Annotated in this window: 14 protein-coding genes, 1 CRISPR repeat array and 1 riboswitch (1 of these 16 cut by a window edge); of the genes, 3 read left to right on the plus strand and 11 right to left on the minus strand. The window is 70.0% G+C overall.

Going from position 1 to position 16798, the window contains the following annotated elements:
* A CRISPR array of direct repeats spans positions 1-801; the repeat unit is 29 nt; unit sequence GGGTCCATCCCCGCGTGCGCGGGGAGCAG; it begins 815 nt to the left of the window's first position.
* Positions 802-1198: 397 nt separating this feature from the next.
* Together D457_RS36260 and D457_RS0123240 are read left to right on the plus strand one after the other, a co-directional pair.
* Positions 1199-1372: a hypothetical protein gene (locus D457_RS36260; RefSeq protein WP_017583076.1), complete on the plus strand. Its 174-nt coding sequence runs from the start codon at positions 1199-1201 to the stop codon at positions 1370-1372.
* Positions 1373-1377: 5 nt separating this feature from the next.
* Positions 1378-1833, plus strand: coding sequence for a hypothetical protein (locus D457_RS0123240; RefSeq protein WP_017583077.1), 456 nt, complete (start codon positions 1378-1380; stop codon positions 1831-1833).
* 136 nt (positions 1834-1969) lie between these two features.
* On the opposite strand, the gene D457_RS0123245 is transcribed toward D457_RS0123240, so the two are convergent.
* The 11 genes from D457_RS0123245 to D457_RS0123295 form a co-directional block, all read right to left on the minus strand.
* Positions 1970-2656, minus strand: a complete 687-nt coding sequence (locus D457_RS0123245; RefSeq protein ID WP_017583078.1) for a (2Fe-2S) ferredoxin domain-containing protein — start codon at positions 2654-2656, stop codon at positions 1970-1972.
* Positions 2653-3528 carry an ABC transporter ATP-binding protein gene (locus D457_RS0123250; protein WP_017583079.1) on the minus strand — a complete coding sequence of 292 codons (876 nt, stop codon included), beginning with the start codon at positions 3526-3528 and terminating at the stop codon, positions 2653-2655. Before D457_RS0123250 ends, D457_RS0123245 begins: the two co-directional genes overlap by 4 nt.
* Positions 3525-4595, minus strand: coding sequence for a FecCD family ABC transporter permease (locus tag D457_RS0123255; protein ID WP_017583080.1), 1071 nt, complete (start codon positions 4593-4595; stop codon positions 3525-3527). The genes D457_RS0123250 and D457_RS0123255 overlap by 4 nt, the downstream gene beginning before the upstream one ends.
* Positions 4592-5677 carry a FecCD family ABC transporter permease gene (locus tag D457_RS0123260; protein ID WP_026116942.1) on the minus strand — a complete coding sequence of 362 codons (1086 nt, stop codon included), beginning with the start codon at positions 5675-5677 and terminating at the stop codon, positions 4592-4594. Before D457_RS0123260 ends, D457_RS0123255 begins: the two co-directional genes overlap by 4 nt.
* A gap of 7 nt (positions 5678-5684) precedes the next feature.
* Complete coding sequence (locus D457_RS0123265) at positions 5685-6731, minus strand: ABC transporter substrate-binding protein (RefSeq protein ID WP_017583082.1); 1047 nt, start codon at positions 6729-6731, stop codon at positions 5685-5687.
* Between the two features lie 90 nt (positions 6732-6821).
* A riboswitch (cobalamin riboswitch) is annotated at positions 6822-6939 on the minus strand.
* Positions 6940-7777: 838 nt separating this feature from the next.
* Complete coding sequence (locus D457_RS0123270; RefSeq protein ID WP_017583083.1) at positions 7778-9202, minus strand: NAD(P)/FAD-dependent oxidoreductase; 1425 nt, start codon at positions 9200-9202, stop codon at positions 7778-7780.
* A gap of 97 nt (positions 9203-9299) precedes the next feature.
* Positions 9300-10160, minus strand: a complete 861-nt coding sequence (locus tag D457_RS0123275) for an ABC transporter permease (RefSeq protein ID WP_017583084.1) — start codon at positions 10158-10160, stop codon at positions 9300-9302.
* The gene (locus D457_RS0123280) at positions 10160-11014 is read right to left on the minus strand and encodes an ABC transporter permease (RefSeq protein WP_017583085.1); all 855 of its coding nucleotides are present in this window, start codon (positions 11012-11014) and stop codon (positions 10160-10162) included. Before D457_RS0123280 ends, D457_RS0123275 begins: the two co-directional genes overlap by 1 nt.
* 41 nt (positions 11015-11055) lie before the next feature.
* Positions 11056-12324: an ABC transporter substrate-binding protein gene (locus D457_RS0123285; protein ID WP_017583086.1), complete on the minus strand. Its 1269-nt coding sequence runs from the start codon at positions 12322-12324 to the stop codon at positions 11056-11058.
* Between the two features lie 122 nt (positions 12325-12446).
* Positions 12447-13637: an ABC transporter ATP-binding protein gene (locus tag D457_RS0123290; RefSeq protein WP_017583087.1), complete on the minus strand. Its 1191-nt coding sequence runs from the start codon at positions 13635-13637 to the stop codon at positions 12447-12449.
* 55 nt (positions 13638-13692) lie between these two features.
* Positions 13693-15141 carry a gamma-aminobutyraldehyde dehydrogenase gene (locus D457_RS0123295; protein ID WP_017583088.1) on the minus strand — a complete coding sequence of 483 codons (1449 nt, stop codon included), beginning with the start codon at positions 15139-15141 and terminating at the stop codon, positions 13693-13695.
* Positions 15142-15385: 244 nt separating this feature from the next.
* On the opposite strand from D457_RS0123295, the gene D457_RS0123300 reads away from it, so the two are divergent.
* Complete coding sequence (locus D457_RS0123300) at positions 15386-16762, plus strand: aspartate aminotransferase family protein (RefSeq protein ID WP_017583089.1); 1377 nt, start codon at positions 15386-15388, stop codon at positions 16760-16762.
* Positions 16763-16798: the final 36 nt, after the last annotated feature.

Genomic DNA, 16798 nt, shown 5'->3' on the forward strand with positions numbered 1-16798 from the left:
GGGAGCAGTGCTCGTTTTCCGTCTGGACTCTGGTGAGACTGGGTCCATCCCCGCGTGCGCGGGGAGCAGGGGCGTGGAGTTGTTCGGGGGCCGCCGACTCCGGGTCCATCCCCGCGTGCGCGGGGAGCAGTAACCCCTTGGGGACGGGTCTCTTGTTGTGTGGGGTCCATCCCCGCGTGCGCGGGGAGCAGGTGGTCGGGCGCGTCCGCCCACGGGTCGGTGGGGGTCCATCCCCGCGTGCGCGGGGAGCAGGCTGGTGACCACGTCCCGGAACGTCTCCGAGCGGGTCCATCCCCGCGTGCGCGGGGAGCAGCTGACCTCCGCCGACCGGCGGCGTCGGGACCTGGGTCCATCCCCGCGTGCGCGGGGAGCAGGCGGCTGCGTCCTGGGACGTCGCAGCCGCTGTGGGTCCATCCCCGCGTGCGCGGGGAGCAGCCGCGGGCCCTTTGGGACACCGCCGACCGCGTGGGTCCATCCCCGCGTGCGCGGGGAGCAGCCGGGAGGAGACCCTCTCCACACTGGAGTCCCTGGTCCATCCCCGCGTGCGCGGGGAGCAGCCCCTGGCCGGACACGCGCAGATGCGCTCCAGGGGTCCATCCCCGCGTGCGCGGGGAGCAGCAGGACGCCATCAACCTCGTGTGGGCGTACCTGGGTCCATCCCCGCGTGCGCGGGGAGCAGGGGGAAGGATCATCACCTTTGCGACTTTTGCCGGGTCCATCCCCACGTGCGCGGGGAGCAGCCGCGGGTGCCGAGTTCCACCACCACGGCGACGGGTCCATCCCCGCGTGCGCGGGGAGCAGTCTCGGTGACCTGCAGGTTTAGAGCACCAAGGGGCCCAAATCTGCAAGTTGTTGGCACTTGGACACCGAAGACAAATCACTCAAAAAGCCCACCCTCCAGCAACCATCCACACCAACCTACTGCTCTCCAGTCAGGGAAAAGAAGGCGCCGAAGAACACCATTCCCCAGACCTGGCGAGGGAGCGCGAAGGGCGCCCGTGCCGGGGCACGGGCGCCGTTCGGGGCAAACACCGCGCGGCCTGGAACCTTGGGCCAGTGGGCGGCCACGCGGTGGGTTCGGGTAAGGAGGGTCGGACCAGGTCACCACGGTGGAGATCGACCAGACCCTGGCCCAGTCCGCCCAAGCCGCATTGCACTCAGCCGGTTTCCACCCCGAGGCGCGCCTTCCTTCGACGGGGTGATCTCCACCTGCGCCGTGTCCCAGATCCCGGCCACGTGGATACGCCAGCTACCCGAGCAGGGGCGCATCATCACCCCGTGGGCGCCCTCCCCGGGGCTGCCCGCCGGGGTGCTCGCCGTCCTTGCCCCCCGGGCCCCGGCCGGGTCCAGGGCCGCTTCGAGGGAGCACTGAGTTTCATGTGGGCACGCGGCCAACGCAGGCCCGCACAACCCGCCCCCGCGCCGGGCGCCGCACCCGAGTCCACCCGAGCAGCACCCGACGACCCCCGCCAGCGATGGCTCGACGCAGAGGCCGCCCTACTGCTCTCCCTGCTCATGCCCGACTGGTCATTCGGCTTCCGGATGGAACCCGGCGCCACCGAGCCGCACGTGTGGATCGCCTCCACCACCTGCCCCTCCTGGGCCCGCGTGCACGCCGACGGCCGCGTCGAACAGGCCGGAGGACGGCACCTGGCCGACGAGGCCGACCAAGCTTGGCAGAGGTGGCAGGTCTGGGAGGAGCCAGCAGTGTCGGACTTCGGCCTGACCGTCGACCTCCACCACCACACCCAGACCGTGTGGCTGCACCATCCCGACAACCCCCTGTGGTCCACCCCCACACACAGTCCCGAAGGTGATGACAAACCGTTCTGACCGAAAACGCGGGCCCTGGTGAAAGCCTCACTCGGGCCCGTGGCGCGTGAACAGCATGTCGCCGTGCGACGGCCCCTCCCCGCGTGCGCCGGTCTCACCCCCAGGTCAGCGGGGGTGAGCCGCGGGGCGGTTCCGGTCACCGGATCCGGGTGCCCTCCACGGGTTCGCCTGCCACCAGGTGGCTGTCGATGATCTCATCGGCGTGGCCGGGGCCGATGCCGCCGTACCAGACGTCGTCGGGCTGGACCGCGACCACAGGGGCCTGGTTGCAGGGGAACATACAGCCGGTGGCGGTCATCAGGACGTCGTCGTCACCCAGGTCCCGCTGTGACAGGCCCGCGGCGAGGGCGCCCCAGGTCTCCTCGGCGCCGCGGGCGCTGCACCGCGGCCCGCGGCAGACCAGCAGATGGCGCCGGTACCCCGGGACCTCCTCCCACGCGGTCGAGGTGACCGGCGCCTCGGTACCCGAGATCGGGCGGACCGTCTCCAGAGCGGAGGCGACGGCACCGGGGACGGCGACGTCCGGGCCGACCAGGCGGGCGGCCACCACGACCTCGGGCGCGCCGGTCCCGCGTTCACGCCACCAGTGTCCGGCGACCCGGCGCAGCCAGGAGTGTCCGGGGGCGAGGCGCCCCAGAGCGACGCCGACCAGTTCGATCCGCCCGGCGCCGGCGTCGGCCAGCTCGGTCAGCACCGTCGACAGGGCGGGGTCGGCGACCTGGAGAAACGCCAGCCGGGCGTCGGCGGCCTTCGCCGCGGCCCCCAGTTCATCGGCGGCATTGGCCTCACGGATCGACATCCCCACCAGGACCCGGGCGGTCATCGGGCCTCCTCTGCGTCGGCGGACAGGTGCGGCAGGATCAGGGGTGTGCCGGCCACCGGGTCGGTGATGACGGTGGCCGCCACCCCGAAGACCTCGCGGACCGTGCGCGGTGTGACGACCTCGGCGGGGGTTCCCTGGGTGACCAGGCCCCCGTCCCGCATCGCCACCAGGTGGTGGGCGAAGCGGCTGGCCATGTTGAGGTCGTGCAGCACCAGCACGATGGTGCGCCCGAGGCGGCGGTTGAGTGCGGCAAGCAGGTTGAGGACGTCGAGCTGGTGCGCGAGGTCGAGGTAGGTCGTCGGTTCGTCGAGCAGCATGACCTCGGGCTCCTGGGCCAGGGCCAGGGCGATCCACACCCGCTGGCGCTGGCCGCCGGAGAGCTGGTCGATCGGGGTCTCGGCGAACTGGTCGACGCCCGTCGCCGCCATCGCGGCGGCCACCGCCTCCTCGTCTGCGGCGCCCCACTGCCGGAACCAGCGCTGGTGCGGGTGGCGGCCGCGGCCGACCAGGTCCGCGACGGTGATCCCGTCGGGTGCGATCGGTTGCTGCGGCAGCAGGCCGAGGCGGCGGGAGAGGGTGCGCGCGGACATCGAGGCGAGCTCGTCGCCGTCCAGGAGCACCCGGCCCCGCTGGGGTCCCAGCAGCCGAGCCAGACCGCGCAGCAGCGTGGACTTGCCGCAGCCGTTGGGCCCGACGATGGCGGTGATCCGGCCGGCCGGGAGCTCGGTGGTGACCCGGTCGACGACCACCGAGGAGGCGTAGCCGAGGCTCAGCCCCTCGGCGGCGATCGAGATCGGGTGGCCCGGATCCGGGCCGGGACCGGGCGCGGGGTTGAGGTCGGGGTTCTGGGTGGACGCGGCGGCATCGGTCATCCGGCGGCTCCAATCCGGTGTGCGCGGGCCAGTAGGTAGAGCAGGACAGGGGCTCCGAAAACGGCGGTCAGGACACCGACCGGCATCTCCGTCGGCGCGAAGAGCAGCCGACCAGCCAGGTCGGCGCTGACCACCAGCAGGGCGCCGACGGCGGCGGACGGTGCGAGACCGACCTGTCGCTCGGCGAGGATCCGGCGGGTGATCTGCGGCGCCACCAGCGCGACGAAGCCGATCGGACCGGCCGCCGCGGTCGCCAGTGCGGCGAGGACCACCGCCACCAACAGCAGCACCACCTTGCGGCCCTGGCCCGCACCGGTGAGGGTTCGGGTGAGGTCGTCGCCGAGCTCAAGCAACCGCAGGTGCCGTGATCCGACGATCAGGACCGGGACCGTCACCGCCAGGGCGGTCACGATGATCGCCACGTGCAGGCCGCCGCGGTTGGCGAGGCTGCCGGTCAGCCAGGCCGCGGCGCTCATAGCACGGTTGATGTCGGCCCGGGTGAGCAGGTAGGAGGTGGCCGAGGAGAGCATCGCGGCAACACCGATCCCCACCAGGACCAGCCGGAACCCGTGCAGTCCGCGCTTGTAGGCGATGAGCAGGATCAGCACCGCCGCGAGCAGGGCCCCGGACAGCGCACCCAGGACCAGTTGCAGGCCGCTGCCGCCCAGGATGAGGAGTACGACCAACGCCCCCATGGCGGCACCGGAGTTGATCCCGATGACGTCGGGGCTCACCAGCGGGTTGGCGGCGATCCGTTGCAGGAGGGCGCCGGAGAGGGCGAACGCCGCACCGACACCGAGTCCGGTGAGCGCCCGGGGCAGGCGGTCGTTCAGGACGATGTCCCGTTCGATGAGGGTCCCCCCGCCGCCGAGGACGGTGATGACGTCGCCGACCCCGATCGGGAACACCCCTAGGGTGAGGGAAACGGTGGCCACCGCCAGGGCGGCGGTACCGGCCGCGGCGGTGAGCAGCGCCGAGGAACGGCTGATCCGGAAGGCCACCGCTCCCCGGCCCGGGGACAGCAGGAGGGTGTCACGGGTCGGGCCGCGGCGGAGCAGGCCGGTCATACGCCGATCACCCTTCGGTTGCGGACCAGGTAGAGGAAGAACGGTGCCCCGGCGATGGCGGTGATGATCCCGACCTGGAGCTGCTGGGGTTGGAGCAGGATCCGGCCGAGCGTGTCGGCGATCAGCAGGAGTGTCGGTGAGAGCACCACCGTCCACGCCATCACCCAGCGGTAGTCCGGGCCGGTGATCATCCGGGCGACGTGCGGCACGACCAGGCCGACGAACCCGATCGGGCCCGCGATGGCGGTGGCGCCCCCGGCGAGCAGGACGACGGCCAGGGCCGCGACGGCACGGTTGGTCCACAGACGGGTACCGAGGCTGCGTGCCAGGTCGTCCCCCAGCGCCAGGGCGTTGAGCGTCCGGGTCAGCGCCACGGCGAGGACGACCCCGACGAGGAGGAACGGTGCCACGACGCTCAGGTCCGTGCCGTCGGACCGGGTGAGCGACCCGACCACCCAGTACCGGTAGTCGTCCATCGTGGAGGAGTCCTGGAGGGTGATCATCGACGTGACCGCCCCGAACAGCGCGGTGAAGGCGGCACCGGCCAGGGCCAGCTTCACCGGGGTGGCACCGCCGAGGCCGAGCGAGCCGAGGGTGTAGACGAGGACCGCGGCGACGGCGGCCCCGGCGAAGGCGAACCACAGGTAGCCGGCGGTGGCGGTGATCCCGAAACCGGCCATCGCCAGCACCACCGCCAGGGCGGCGCCGGAGTTGATGCCGAGCAGCCCGGGTTCGGCCAGCGGGTTGCGAGTCAGACCCTGCATGACCGTTCCGGCGACACCGAGCGCGATCCCGGCGAGCAGTCCGGTGACGGTGCGCGGGACGCGGATGTGCAGGATGATCCGCTCCACGTCGCTCTCAGGGGTGCCGCTGAGGGCGGCGACCACGTCGGCGAGGGTGGCCGAGTAGTTGCCGATCAGCACGGAGCCGAACACGGCGGCCACCAGCGCCGCCGTGGCCACGACAAGGCCCAGGCCGCGGCTCCAACCGCCTTTGAGCACACCGGAGCGGGCGGAGGGCGTCGGGCCGGAGCGGCCCGCACCCCCCGCGGTTCGTTCTCCTGCGGGCGTGACCGTCGTCATCGCGGCCTCACTCGGAGACGGAGCCGGCCTGGTCGGAGCTGACGCTGTCGGGGTGGAGCAGCGAGGCGAGCACCTCGATGGCGTGGGCGGCCCGGACCCCGGCGCTGCGGTCCGCGAACAGGAACGGGTGCACCTGGTCCTGCTCCACGGCGGTCACCCCGGACAGGGCCGGGTGCTCGGCGATGGCGGCGACGTCGTCCGCGGCGTCCTCGCGAGTGTAAGAGGCGTCGCAGCAGGTGCTGGTGAGGATGACGTCCGGGTCGCGCCGGATCAGCTCCTCGAGGTCGATCTGGACGTTGCGTGTCTCGGTCAGGTCGCCGAAGGCGTTCTCACCCCCGGCGTGCTCGATGACCTGGGTTCCGAAGTCGATGCCTCCGGCGACGGAGACCGTGCCGTCCTCCCGCAGGGTGACGAAGGCGACCGTCGGCCGGTCGGCGTCAGCGACGGCCTCCGCCACGGCCTCGATCCGGTCGTTCTGGTCGGCGATGACCTCCTCGGCGCGCTCCTGGGCGTCGAAGAGGTCGCCGAGGGCGCGCAGGTCGTCGTGGATGGTCTCGACCCGGACCGTCGCCGGGTCGATCGCCTCGTCGGAGAGCCCGTCCGCGCTGGGGCACAGCGGGCTGAGGATCCACGACTGGACCCCGAGTTCCGCGAGGCTGCCGCGGGTGCCGAAGCTCGCGTCGCCCGCCCCGTCACTGACGAAGACACCGTTGAAGCCGGAGAGGACGAAGTCCGGTTCCTCGGTCAGCAGAGCCTCGCGGCTGGGCAGGCTCTCGACGTACTCCGCCGCCTCCTGCGCCTCGACGTACTCCGGCAGCACCTGGGAGTCGAGGAACGCGGTCTCCACCAGACGGTCGGCGATACCGAGTGCGTGGGCGATCTCGATCGCGGGCTGGTAGGCGGCGTACACCCGCTCGGGCGGTCCTTCGACAGTGACGTCGATCCCGCAGTTCTCGACGGTGGTGGTGCCGTCCTCCGCGGCCGTCTCGGAGCCTCCCCCGGCCGTACAGCCGGTGAGAAGGACGGCGGCGGTGGCCAGGACGGACGCCGTCATCAGAGGGCCGGTCGGCCTGGGTTCGGAAGAGAGGACAGAAAAGGAATGCACGGCTCCGCCGGGCCTTTCTGGGGGTATGCCGCCCCGTGTTCGAAAGGTACGAGTGGGGCGAGTATCTGGCTCACAGCGCCTGCTGGGCGCTGTTCACAGTGGCGGTACCGCGCCGGAGTCACACCGGCTTCCTCAAACCCCATCGAAATGGTCAAAAAGAACTTAGCAGGGGCCGATCCGAAAAGCTCCATCAGCTCGTAAAACCGGGGCTGTCCCTGCGTGCGCGGGGAGCAGTCGGGGGCACCCATTCCCTGCAGAGCCTGCTGGGGACCATCCCCGCGTGCGCGGGGAGCAGCCGGCGGTGACCTGGTACGTCGGGCACGCGGCGGGACCATCCCCGCGTGCGCAGGGAGCAGCACGACGAGGAGTTCATGGCATGACCATCGACGGGACCATCCCCGCGTGCGCGGGGAGCAGACACTGATGAGCCCTTCGGCCTCGTAGGTGATGGGACCATCCCCGCGTGCGCGGGGAGCAGACTCGGTGACCTGCGGATTTAGAGCGTCAAGAGGCCAAAATCTGCAAGTTGTTGGCACTTGGACACCGAAGACAAATCACTCAAAAAGCCCACCCTCCAGCAACCATCCACCCCAACCTACTGCTCTCCCGCTAAGAAAAAGAAGGCACCGAAGAACACCATCCCTCAACCCTGGCGCGTACGCGGGGCTACCGGGATCAGCGTGAAATCTGGCGAGTGAGCGCGAAGGGCGCCCGTGCCGGGGCACGGGCGCCGTTCGGGGCAAACACCGCGCGGCCTGGAATCTTGGGCCAGTGGGCGGCCACGCGGTGGGTTCGGTAAGGAGGGTCGGCCCGCGGGAGGAGCTAGGTCACCTGCGAAAACTCCCCCGCGGCCCGTTGCCCATACTCACCCTCGGCGGGTGGTGGGAACGCACGCCACGCCGTCCGCATCGCCCCACATGACAACCCTTGGCACAGGCTTACCGATCCTTGCCGGAAACGGATGGTTTCCGGTCGGGTGTGCCTGACTGACTGGTTCAGCTGTCGAAGCCCATGCCCGCTGCGTCCAGGCCGCGCAGCCAGAGGTTGCGGCGACCGCCGTTGCGGTCGGCGGCGGCAGTCGCCCTCAGGGTGAGTTCGATGCCCAGGGACCGGACCGGCTCCGGCGGGAACGGCAGCGGCTTCTCCTTGACCATGCGGAGCCGGGTGCGTTCGGTGTCCAGGCCGTCGAGCTTGTCCAGCATGACCTGGGCACCGAAGCGGGTCGCTCCCACGCCGAGGCCGGTGTATCCGGCGGCGTAGGCCAGGCGGCCGCCGTAAGCATCACCGAAGAACACCGAGAAGCGGCTGCACGTGTCGATGACCCCGCCCCAGGTGTGGCCGAAGCGGATGCCGCGCAGCTGCGGGAAGGTCTCCAGGAAGTGCTCGGCCAGCTTCTGGAAGGTCTCCGGCCGCTGGTCGTACTCGGGCCGCACCTTGCCGCCGTAGTGGTGCACGATGTCGTAGCCGCCCCACAGGATGCGGTTGTCCGCGGTGAGCCGGTAGTAGTGGAAGAAGTTGGCCGAGTCCGAAACTCCCTGGCGCCCCTCCCAGCCGATGGCGGCCATCTGCTCGTTGGTGAGCGGCTCGGTCATCAGCGCGTAGTCGTAGACCGGGGCCAGGTAGTGCTTGAGCCGTCGCAGCGGGCCGGGGAAGGCGCCGCCGCCCCAGGCGACCTTGGGTGCGTGCAGGGCTCCCCCGCGGGTCTCCAGGCGCAGGCCTAGGGGGACCGAGCGGATGTCACGCACCGGGCTGTTCTCGAAGATCCGCACGCCCAGCCGCTCACAGACCGCGCGCAGGCCCCAGGCCAGCTTGGCCGGGTGGAGCATGGCGACGCCGTCGGACTCGTGGAAACCGGCCACGTAGGTGGGCGAGTTGATCTGCTGGCGCACCTCCTCGGCGTTCCAGGCCTGAACCCTCTCGCCCTTGGCCTGCCCTTCCGCGGCCGCCTTCTCGAACCATTCGGCCTGCCAGGGTTCGGTGGCCACCAGGGTCTCGCCGGTGCGCTCGAACTCGCAATCGATGCCGTACTTGCGCACGGTCTCCTCGATGGCGTCGAGGTTGGCCATGCCCTGGCGTTCGAGTTCGGCGATCTCCTCGGGCCAGCGCTCGGCCCCGTTCTCGTAGCCGTGGGTGAGGCTGGCCGCGCAGAAGCCGCCGTTACGCCCCGAGGCCGCCCAGCCGGTGGTGCGGGCCTCCACCAGGACCACGTTCCGGTCGGGGTCGCGCTCCTTGGCGATCAGTGCCGTCCACAGCCCGCTGAACCCGGCCCCGACGACGACCAGGTCGGCGTGCACGTCACCGACCAGCGCGGGAGCGGGTTCGGGTACGTCGTGTCCGGGGACGTCCGGGTCCAGCCAGAAGACCTGCGGTCGTGCTCCCTCCAGTGCCCGTGCCGCCTCGGCGCGCGTGGTGTCGGCCATGGCTCTCACTCGTTTCTCGTCGATGAACCGGCCGCCGGGGTTCGGCGGCCGGTGCTTCGGTGCTTCCCTCATCGGAGTCCGAAAACCCCGCCGGAGTTCACCTGCGGCGGTGGGCCATCACGATGTTGACCACCGCCATGATCAGGCCGACCCCGAACAGCAGTGTGCCCATGACGTTGACCTGCGGCGGAATACCGACGCGCGTGGATCCCCACACCCAGAGCGGGAACGTGGTGACCTCGCCGCTGACGAAGGTCGTGATGATGTAGTCGTCGATGGACAGGGCGAAGGCCAGCAGCCCGCCCGCCATGATCGCGGGGAACAGCATCGGCAGGGTGACCAGCCGGAACGTGGTGAACGAACCAGCGCCCAGGTCCCGGGCGGCCTCCTCCAGCGCCGGGTCCAGGGTGATCACCCGCGCCCGCACGGTGATAGCCACGAAGGACACGCAGAACATCACGTGCGCGACCACGGTGGTCCAGTAGCCGGTGGTCACGTTCATCATCAGGAACGTGGACAGCAGCGCCGCGCCCAGGACTACCTCGGGGGCGCTGATGGCGGAGAACATCACCAGGTTGGTGAGCTGCTTGCCGCGGAACGAGAACCGGCCCAGCGCCAGCCCGAGCAGGCTGCCGATCGCGCCCGCGATCACCATGGTCAGCAGGGCGATGCTCACGGAGTTGAACATCGCCTCGTTGAGCGTGGGGTGCGCGAAGGCGTTCGCGTACCACTTGAGGGTGAAGCCCTGCCAGGTGATGTTGTGCTTGCCCGCCGGGTCGTTGAAGCTGAACGCCACCATGAACAGGATGGGCGTGAACAACCAGGCCAGGACCAGCCAGGTGTAGTAGCGACCCCAGTCGATCCGGCGGCGGGGCCTGGGAGAACGCCCGCTCCCGCCGACATGGGCCGGAGGGGGCGGGGGCGCGGAGGGAGCCGCCGTGTCCAGATGAACACTCATCAGGTGTGCACCTCCATGACCCGTTCCGTGCCCAGGGCCCGCGCGTAGCTGAAGATGCCCACCAGCAGCAGCCCCATGAGGACGAAGGTGATCGACGCGGCGATCGGGTAGTTGTTGTTGACCAGGTACTGGCTCTGGATGATGTTGCCGATCATCGTGTTGTGGGCGCCGCCCAGCACCGAGGCGTTGACGTAGTCGGCGCTGGTGGGGATGAAGGTCATCAGCACGCCGGCGAACACCCCAGGCAGGGAGACGGGCAGGATCACCCGGACGAACGCCTGGAACCGGCCCGCGTAGAGGTCGTGCGCGGCCTCCACCAGGCGGGAGTCCATACGTTCGAGGACCGCGTAGATCGGCAGCACCATGAACGGCAGGAAGTTGTAGGCCAGGCCCAGGATCACCGCCGGGGCGGAGTTGAGCAGTTGGAGGTCGGCCGGGACGAGCCCGATCGACTTCAGCGGCCCCAGGACGACGCCGTTGTCGGCCAGCAGGAACCGCCAGGAAATGGTCCGCAGCACGAACGACACGAAGAACGGCAGCAGGATCAGCAGCAGGTAGGTGGACTTGTGCGGTCCGGCCTTGAACGCGATCCAGTACGCCATGGGGTAGCCCACGACGATGCAGACCAGCGTGGCGCAGGCGCCGTAGAACAGGGAGCGCAGGATCTGCTCCCAGTAGGTGCTGACGGCGGTGACGTAGTTACCCACCTCGAAGGTCTGCTGGAAGCCGCTGACCACGTTGCCCGTGGTCAGAGACAGCGACAGCATCCCGCCGATGGGGACCACGAAGAACAGCGCCAGCCAGATCCACGCCGGGAGGACCAGGACGTAGGGCGTCGCCTTGCGGTTTCTCATGGGATCAGCTCGGGATCGGCTCGGGGGTCGGCTCGGACGGATCAGCTCTGCGTGATCGCCTGGAAGATCGAGGAGAACTCGTCCTGTTGGTCGGTCTCCAGCGCCACGTAGTTGTGGAGGTTCTGGTAGTCGCCGTCCGACGGGAAGACCAGGGGGCTCTCCACCATCTCCGCGAGGGCTTCGCCGCGCTCGGTGCCGTCCTCGGCCTCGGCCCACTCGGCCATGACCTCCTGGACGTGCGGGACCGGCGGGATGTAGCTGATGTACTCGGTCAACCCGGTGGCGATCTCGGGCTCGTAGAGGAAGTCCATGAGCTTGAGGGCGTCGACCGGGGCCTTCGAGGTGAAGGGGATCAGCAGGTTGTCCGTCCAGAGGGTGGCTCCCTCCTCGGGGATGACGAACTTGAGGTTGGTGCCCTCTTCGGCGTTCTGCTGGTAGATGTCACCGGACCAGGCCATGGTGATCCACAGGTCGCCGTTGGTGAGCGGCTGGATGAAGTCCTGGTCGTAGTAGGCGCGCACCACGCCGGAGTCGCGCTGCTCCTTGAGCTTCTCGGCGGCGGCCTCCCAGTCCTCCTTGGTGGAGTCGGCCGGGTTGACGCCGTTGAGCAGCAGACCGAAGTTGGCGATCTCCTGCGGGTCGGCGAACATGCCGACCTTGCCCTCGAACTCGGGGTCCCACAGGTCGGCGATGCTGGTGATCTCCCGATCGATGTAGTCCGGGTTGTAGGCGATGCCGGTGACGCCCGAGGTGTAGGGGACGCTGTAGCGGTTGCCGGGGTCGTAGGCGCTGTTCTTGTAGATCTCGCCCGCGTAGTTGGCGAAGTTGGGCAGCTGGGTGTGGTCCAGCGGGACCAGGTAGCCGAGCTCGACCAGCTTGCTGAACTCGAAGCCGTTGGGAAGGGTGATCAGGTCGTAGCCGATGTCGTCCCCGTTGGCGAGCTTGGGCTGGATCTGACCGAAGAACGACGCCGCCTCCTGGACGTCCTCGCGGTAGGCCACGTCGACCCCGGTGGCCTCGGTGAACTGCTCGATCTGGGTGCGGTCCGGGTCCATGTACAGCGGCCAGTTGGCCCAGCGCAGGGAGCCCGTCTCCTCCTTGTCCGCCCAGTAGTCGGCGTCGTCCGCGGTATCGCGCTGCTGGCCGCCGACGCCGCAGGCGGACAGGGCGAGCGCAGCGGCGGCGGCGCCACCGGCCTGGAGGGTGCGGCGACGGGTCAGGCCGGGCAGCGCGAAGGCGCCGGTGCGCCGGGCCCGGGTGAGTCCGCGCAGGAGAGCGGGGTTCAGCTGAGCGCGGGAGGGGTGCTTCATGGTCGTCGTTCCCTACTTCGGATCTGGAAGTCTGCCGGTAGCCGGGGCGGATAGGAGAGCGTTGAGGTCAGGGACGTCGGGGTCGGAAGGGCCAAGGGGCGGTGGCCGGGCGCGGGACGGGCTCAGACGGGCAGCGCGTACGAGTGCCGCGGAGCCCACGAAAGCCAGACGGCGTCGCCGCGCCCGGCGACCAGGGCGGAGTCCGAGGAGTTCTGCTGGTACACGGTCACCTCGGACCCGTTGGCCAGGGAAACCTGGTAGTGCGTGGCCGAGCCCAGGTAGACGGTCTCGGTGACGGTGCCGGGCAGGATGCTGAGGTCGCCCTCGGGCCGTTCGGTACCGATCCGCACCTTCTCCGGGCGGATGGTCAGGTGGGTTTGGGAGCCGGCCGAGATCCCCTTGGGGAGTTCGGCGACCAGGGCGGTCAGCCCTTCGCCCAGGTCGACCCGGTGGTGCCCGTCGGCGTCGGCGGAACCGACGGTGCCGCTGAGCAGGTTGCTGGTGCCGATGAAGTCGGCGACGAAACGGGTGGCCGGGCGCTCGTAGATCTCGGCGGGCGCGCCCAGCTGCTCCACCAGGCCGTTGTTCATCACCGCGACCCGGTCCGACATGGTCAGGGCCTCGCCCTGGTCGTGGGTGACGTAGACGAAGGTGATGCCGACCTCGCGCTGGATGCGCTTGAGCTCGACCTGCATGGACTGGCGGAGTTTGAGGTCCAGGGCGCCGAGGGGTTCGTCGAGCAGGAGGGCGCCGGGCTCGTTGACCAGGGCGCGGGCCAGGGCGACCCGCTGCTGCTGGCCGCCGGAGAGCTGGGCCGGGCGGTGCTTGGCGCGGTGGCCCAGTTCGACGAGTTCGAGCATCTCGCCGACCCGGCGGCGGATCTCCTTCTTCGGGACCCGCTTGCGCTCCAGGCCGAAGGCGACGTTGGCGGCGACGGTCATGTGCGGGAAGAGGGCGTAGCTCTGGAAGACCATGTTGACGTCGCGGTGGTTGGCCGGGACCCCGGTGACGTCCCGGCCGGACAGGCGCACGACCCCCTCGGTGGGCTCCTCGAACCCAGCGATCATCCGCATGGTGGTGGTCTTGCCGCAGCCGGAGGGGCCCAGCAGCGAGAAGAACTCGCCGCGGGCGATCTCCAGGTCGACGCCGCCGACCGCCCGCACGGTCTCCGAACCGGAGCGGTAGGCCTTGACGACGCGCTCCAGGCTGATCGCCGGTTCGTGGCCGGGCGGGGAGGATGCGGCCGCGGAGGCCGAGGAGTGCTGAACCGTCACGGCGGGCTCCTCCGTACTGCTGTCTGCGGTGGTGACCATGGGGGTGTTCCTGTCGGTTCTGGTGGGAGCCCCGGTGCGGAGCGACGGTGCGGGGTCAGTCGCCGAAGTAGCTCATGACGTGTTTGACCCGGGTGTACTCCTCGAAGGAGTACGTCGACAGGTCCTTGCCGTAGCCGGAGTGCTTGAATCCGCCGTGCGGCATCTCGGCCGTGATGGGGATGTGGGTGTTGATCCATACGCAGCCGAAGTCCAGACGGCGCGAGACCCGCAGGGCGCGGGCGTGGTCCTTGGTCCACACACTGGAGGCCAGGCCGTACTCCACCGCGTTGGCCCAGGCCACGGCGGTGTCCTCGTCGGTGAAGCGCTGGACGGTCAGGACCGGGCCGAAGATCTCGTCGGTGACCAGTTCGTCGCCCTGGCGCAGCCCGGAGACGACCGTGGGCGCGTAGAAGTAACCCTGGTCGCCGACCCGCGCGCCGCCGGTGAGGATTTCGGCGTGGTCGGGGGTGCGCTCCAGGAAGCCGGTGACGCGGGCCAGCTGGTTGGCGTTGTTGACCGGGCCGTAGGCGGCGTCGGGGTTGTCCGGTCCGGCGGTGACGGTGCCGCGGGCCTGTTCGGCCAGGGCGGCGGCGAGGTCGTCGTGGATGCCGGGGGCGGCGAGGATGCGGGTGGCGGCGGTGCAGTCCTGGCCCGCGTTGAAGTACCCGGCCTCGGCGATCCCGGCGGCGGCCTTCTCGACGTCGGCGTCGTCGAAGACGATCACGGGCGCCTTGCCGCCGAGTTCGAGGTGCAGGCGCTTGAGGTCGCGGGATCCGGCCTGGGCGACCTCGAACCCGGCCCGGGTGGAGCCGGTGAGGGAGATCAGGGCGGGGATCGGGTGGTCGACGAGGGCGCGGCCGGTGTCGCGGTCGCCGCAGACGACGTTGAACACGCCGGGCGGGAGGAACTCGGCGGCGATCTCGGCGAGCAGGAGCGTGGAGACCGGGGTGGTGTCCGAGGGCTTGAGGACGATGGTGTTCCCGGCGGCCAGGGCGGGGCCGATCTTCCAGGCGGCCATGGCCATCGGGTAGTTCCAAGGGGTGATCTGGCCGACCACGCCGAGGGGTTCGCGGCGGATCCAGGAGGTGTGGTCGCGCAGGTACTCCCCGGCGGCGCGGCCCTCCAGGTTCCGGGTGGCCCCGGCGAAGAAGCGCAGGGCGTCCAGGACCTGGCCGATCTCCTCGGACCGGGTGAGGCCGACCGGCTTGCCGCAGTTGCGAACCTCGGCGGCGACCAGTTCGTCGGCGCGGGCCTCGACGGCGTCGGCGAACCTGTTCAGCGCGATCTGCCGTTCGGCCGGAGTCCAGTCGCGCCAACCCTCCTCAAAGGCCTTACGGGCGGCCTGAAAGGCGGCGTCGACGTCCTGGGCGTCGGAGACCGGGGCGGTGGCGAAGACCTGCCCGGTGGCGGGGTCGATCAGTTCGCTCCGGCGGCCCTGCGCGGTGTCGGCGTACTCGCCGTTCACGAAGTTGCGCAGGTGTTCGGTTTCGGGCCCTTGGGTCACGGCCGGCTCCCCTTGAGTCGGCGCGCCAGGAGCGCGCACGGCTGTCTGTGTGTGTGGTCACACTGCCACCCCTTTCCGAAGACTTCAAGGGATTCCGTTGTGAAGTTTGGGTTACTCGACGGATACTTGACAGAAGCTATGCAGATGCGACTATTTCTATTGAGTGGGGCGCGTAGGGTACGTGGCGACCGTCCCCGGTCCCACGCCTGCCTCCCGCACCGCCCAGAGAACTCGGAGAGTCGAAGTGGAACCGCGTCTGAACTCGGAAGACCTGCAACGGGCCGCCAAGGACCACCTGTGGATGCACTTCACGGAAATGGCCGCCTACAACGACGCCGAGGTCCCGGTGATCGCCCGCGGCGAGGGCGAATACGTCTACGATGACCACGGAAACCGCTATTTGGACGGTTTGTCTGGTTTGTTCGTCTCCCAGGTGGGCCACGGGCGCGCCGAGATCGCCGACGCCATCGCCGAACAAGCCCGCGAACTGGCCTACTTCCCGATCTGGACGTACGCCCACCCGCGCGCCGTGGAGCTCGCCGACCGACTGGCCGACCTGGCGCCGGGCGACCTGAACCGGGTGTTCTTCACCGGCAGCGGTTCCGAGGCGGTGGAGTCGGCCTGGAAGCTGGCCCGCCAGTACTTCAAGGCGGTCGGCGAACCCACCCGGCACAAGGTGATCAGCCGCAACATCGCCTACCACGGGACCAGCATGGGCGCGCTGTCCATCACCGGCCTCCAGGCCATCAAGAGCCCCTTCGAACCGCTGGTGCCCAGCACCATCCAGGTGCCCAACACCAACCACTACCGAGCGCCCGTGCACGGCGACGACGTCGAGGCCTTCGGCCGCTGGGCCGCGAACCAGATCGAGGAGGCCATCCTCCAGAACGACCCCGCGACCATCGCGGCCGTGTACGTCGAGCCGGTGCAGAACTCCGGCGGTTGCTTCCCGCCGCCGCCCGGCTACCTCCAGCGCGTCCGCGAGATCTGCGACCGCTACGGCGTCCTGATGGTCTCGGACGAGGTCATCTGCGCCTTCGGGCGGCTCGGCGAGTACTTCGGGGCGACCAAGTACGACTACCTGCCGGACATGATCACCTTCGCCAAGGGCGCCACCAGTGGTTACGTGCCGCTGGGCGGGGTGATCGCGCGCGACAGGCTCATGGAGCCGTTCCAGCGGGAGGGCGAGGCGTTCCTGCACGGCATCACCTTCGCCGGGCACCCCGTAGCGGCCGCCGCGGCGCTGGCCAACCTCGACCTGTTCGAGAGCGAGGGCCTGCTGGACAACGTCCGCACCAACGGCCCCGTCTTCCGGGCGACCCTGGAGAAGCTGCTCGACCTGCCGATCGTCGGCGACGTGCGCGGCGACGGCTTCTTCTACGGCATCGAGCTGGTCCGCGACAAGGAGACCAAGGAGAGCTTCTCCGCCGAGGAGTCGAAGACCCTCCTCAAGGGCTTCATCTCCTCGGCCCTGTTCGAGGCGGGGCTGATCTGCCGCGCCGACGACCGCGGCGAGCCGGTGATCCAGCTGTCACCGCCACTGACCTGCGGTCCCGAGCACTTCGACGAGATCGAGCGGATCCTGCGCAAGGTCCTCACCGAGGCCTGGGCCAAGCTCTAGCCTCACGCGAAGGCCTCTGGGCCGGGGACGACCGGG

This window comes from Nocardiopsis valliformis DSM 45023, assembly GCF_000340985.1.
Lineage (GTDB): Bacteria > Actinomycetota > Actinomycetes > Streptosporangiales > Streptosporangiaceae > Nocardiopsis > Nocardiopsis exhalans.

Bases quoted from the DNA above. Each gene is read 5' to 3' on its own strand.
- D457_RS0123240 (WP_017583077.1), top strand. From the start codon at position 1,378: ATGTGGGCACGCGGCCAACGCAGGCCCGCACAACCCGCCCCCGCGCCG.
- D457_RS0123245 (WP_017583078.1), bottom strand. From the start codon at position 2,656: ATGACCGCCCGGGTCCTGGTGGGGATGTCGATCCGTGAGGCCAATGCC.
- D457_RS0123250 (WP_017583079.1), bottom strand. From the start codon at position 3,528: ATGACCGATGCCGCCGCGTCCACCCAGAACCCCGACCTCAACCCCGCG.
- D457_RS0123255 (WP_017583080.1), bottom strand. From the start codon at position 4,595: ATGACCGGCCTGCTCCGCCGCGGCCCGACCCGTGACACCCTCCTGCTG.
- D457_RS0123260 (WP_026116942.1), bottom strand. From the start codon at position 5,677: ATGACGACGGTCACGCCCGCAGGAGAACGAACCGCGGGGGGTGCGGGC.
- D457_RS0123265 (WP_017583082.1), bottom strand. From the start codon at position 6,731: ATGACGGCGTCCGTCCTGGCCACCGCCGCCGTCCTTCTCACCGGCTGT.
- D457_RS0123270 (WP_017583083.1), bottom strand. From the start codon at position 9,202: ATGGCCGACACCACGCGCGCCGAGGCGGCACGGGCACTGGAGGGAGCA.
- D457_RS0123275 (WP_017583084.1), bottom strand. From the start codon at position 10,160: ATGAGTGTTCATCTGGACACGGCGGCTCCCTCCGCGCCCCCGCCCCCT.
- D457_RS0123280 (WP_017583085.1), bottom strand. From the start codon at position 11,014: ATGAGAAACCGCAAGGCGACGCCCTACGTCCTGGTCCTCCCGGCGTGG.
- D457_RS0123285 (WP_017583086.1), bottom strand. From the start codon at position 12,324: ATGAAGCACCCCTCCCGCGCTCAGCTGAACCCCGCTCTCCTGCGCGGA.
- D457_RS0123290 (WP_017583087.1), bottom strand. From the start codon at position 13,637: ATGGTCACCACCGCAGACAGCAGTACGGAGGAGCCCGCCGTGACGGTT.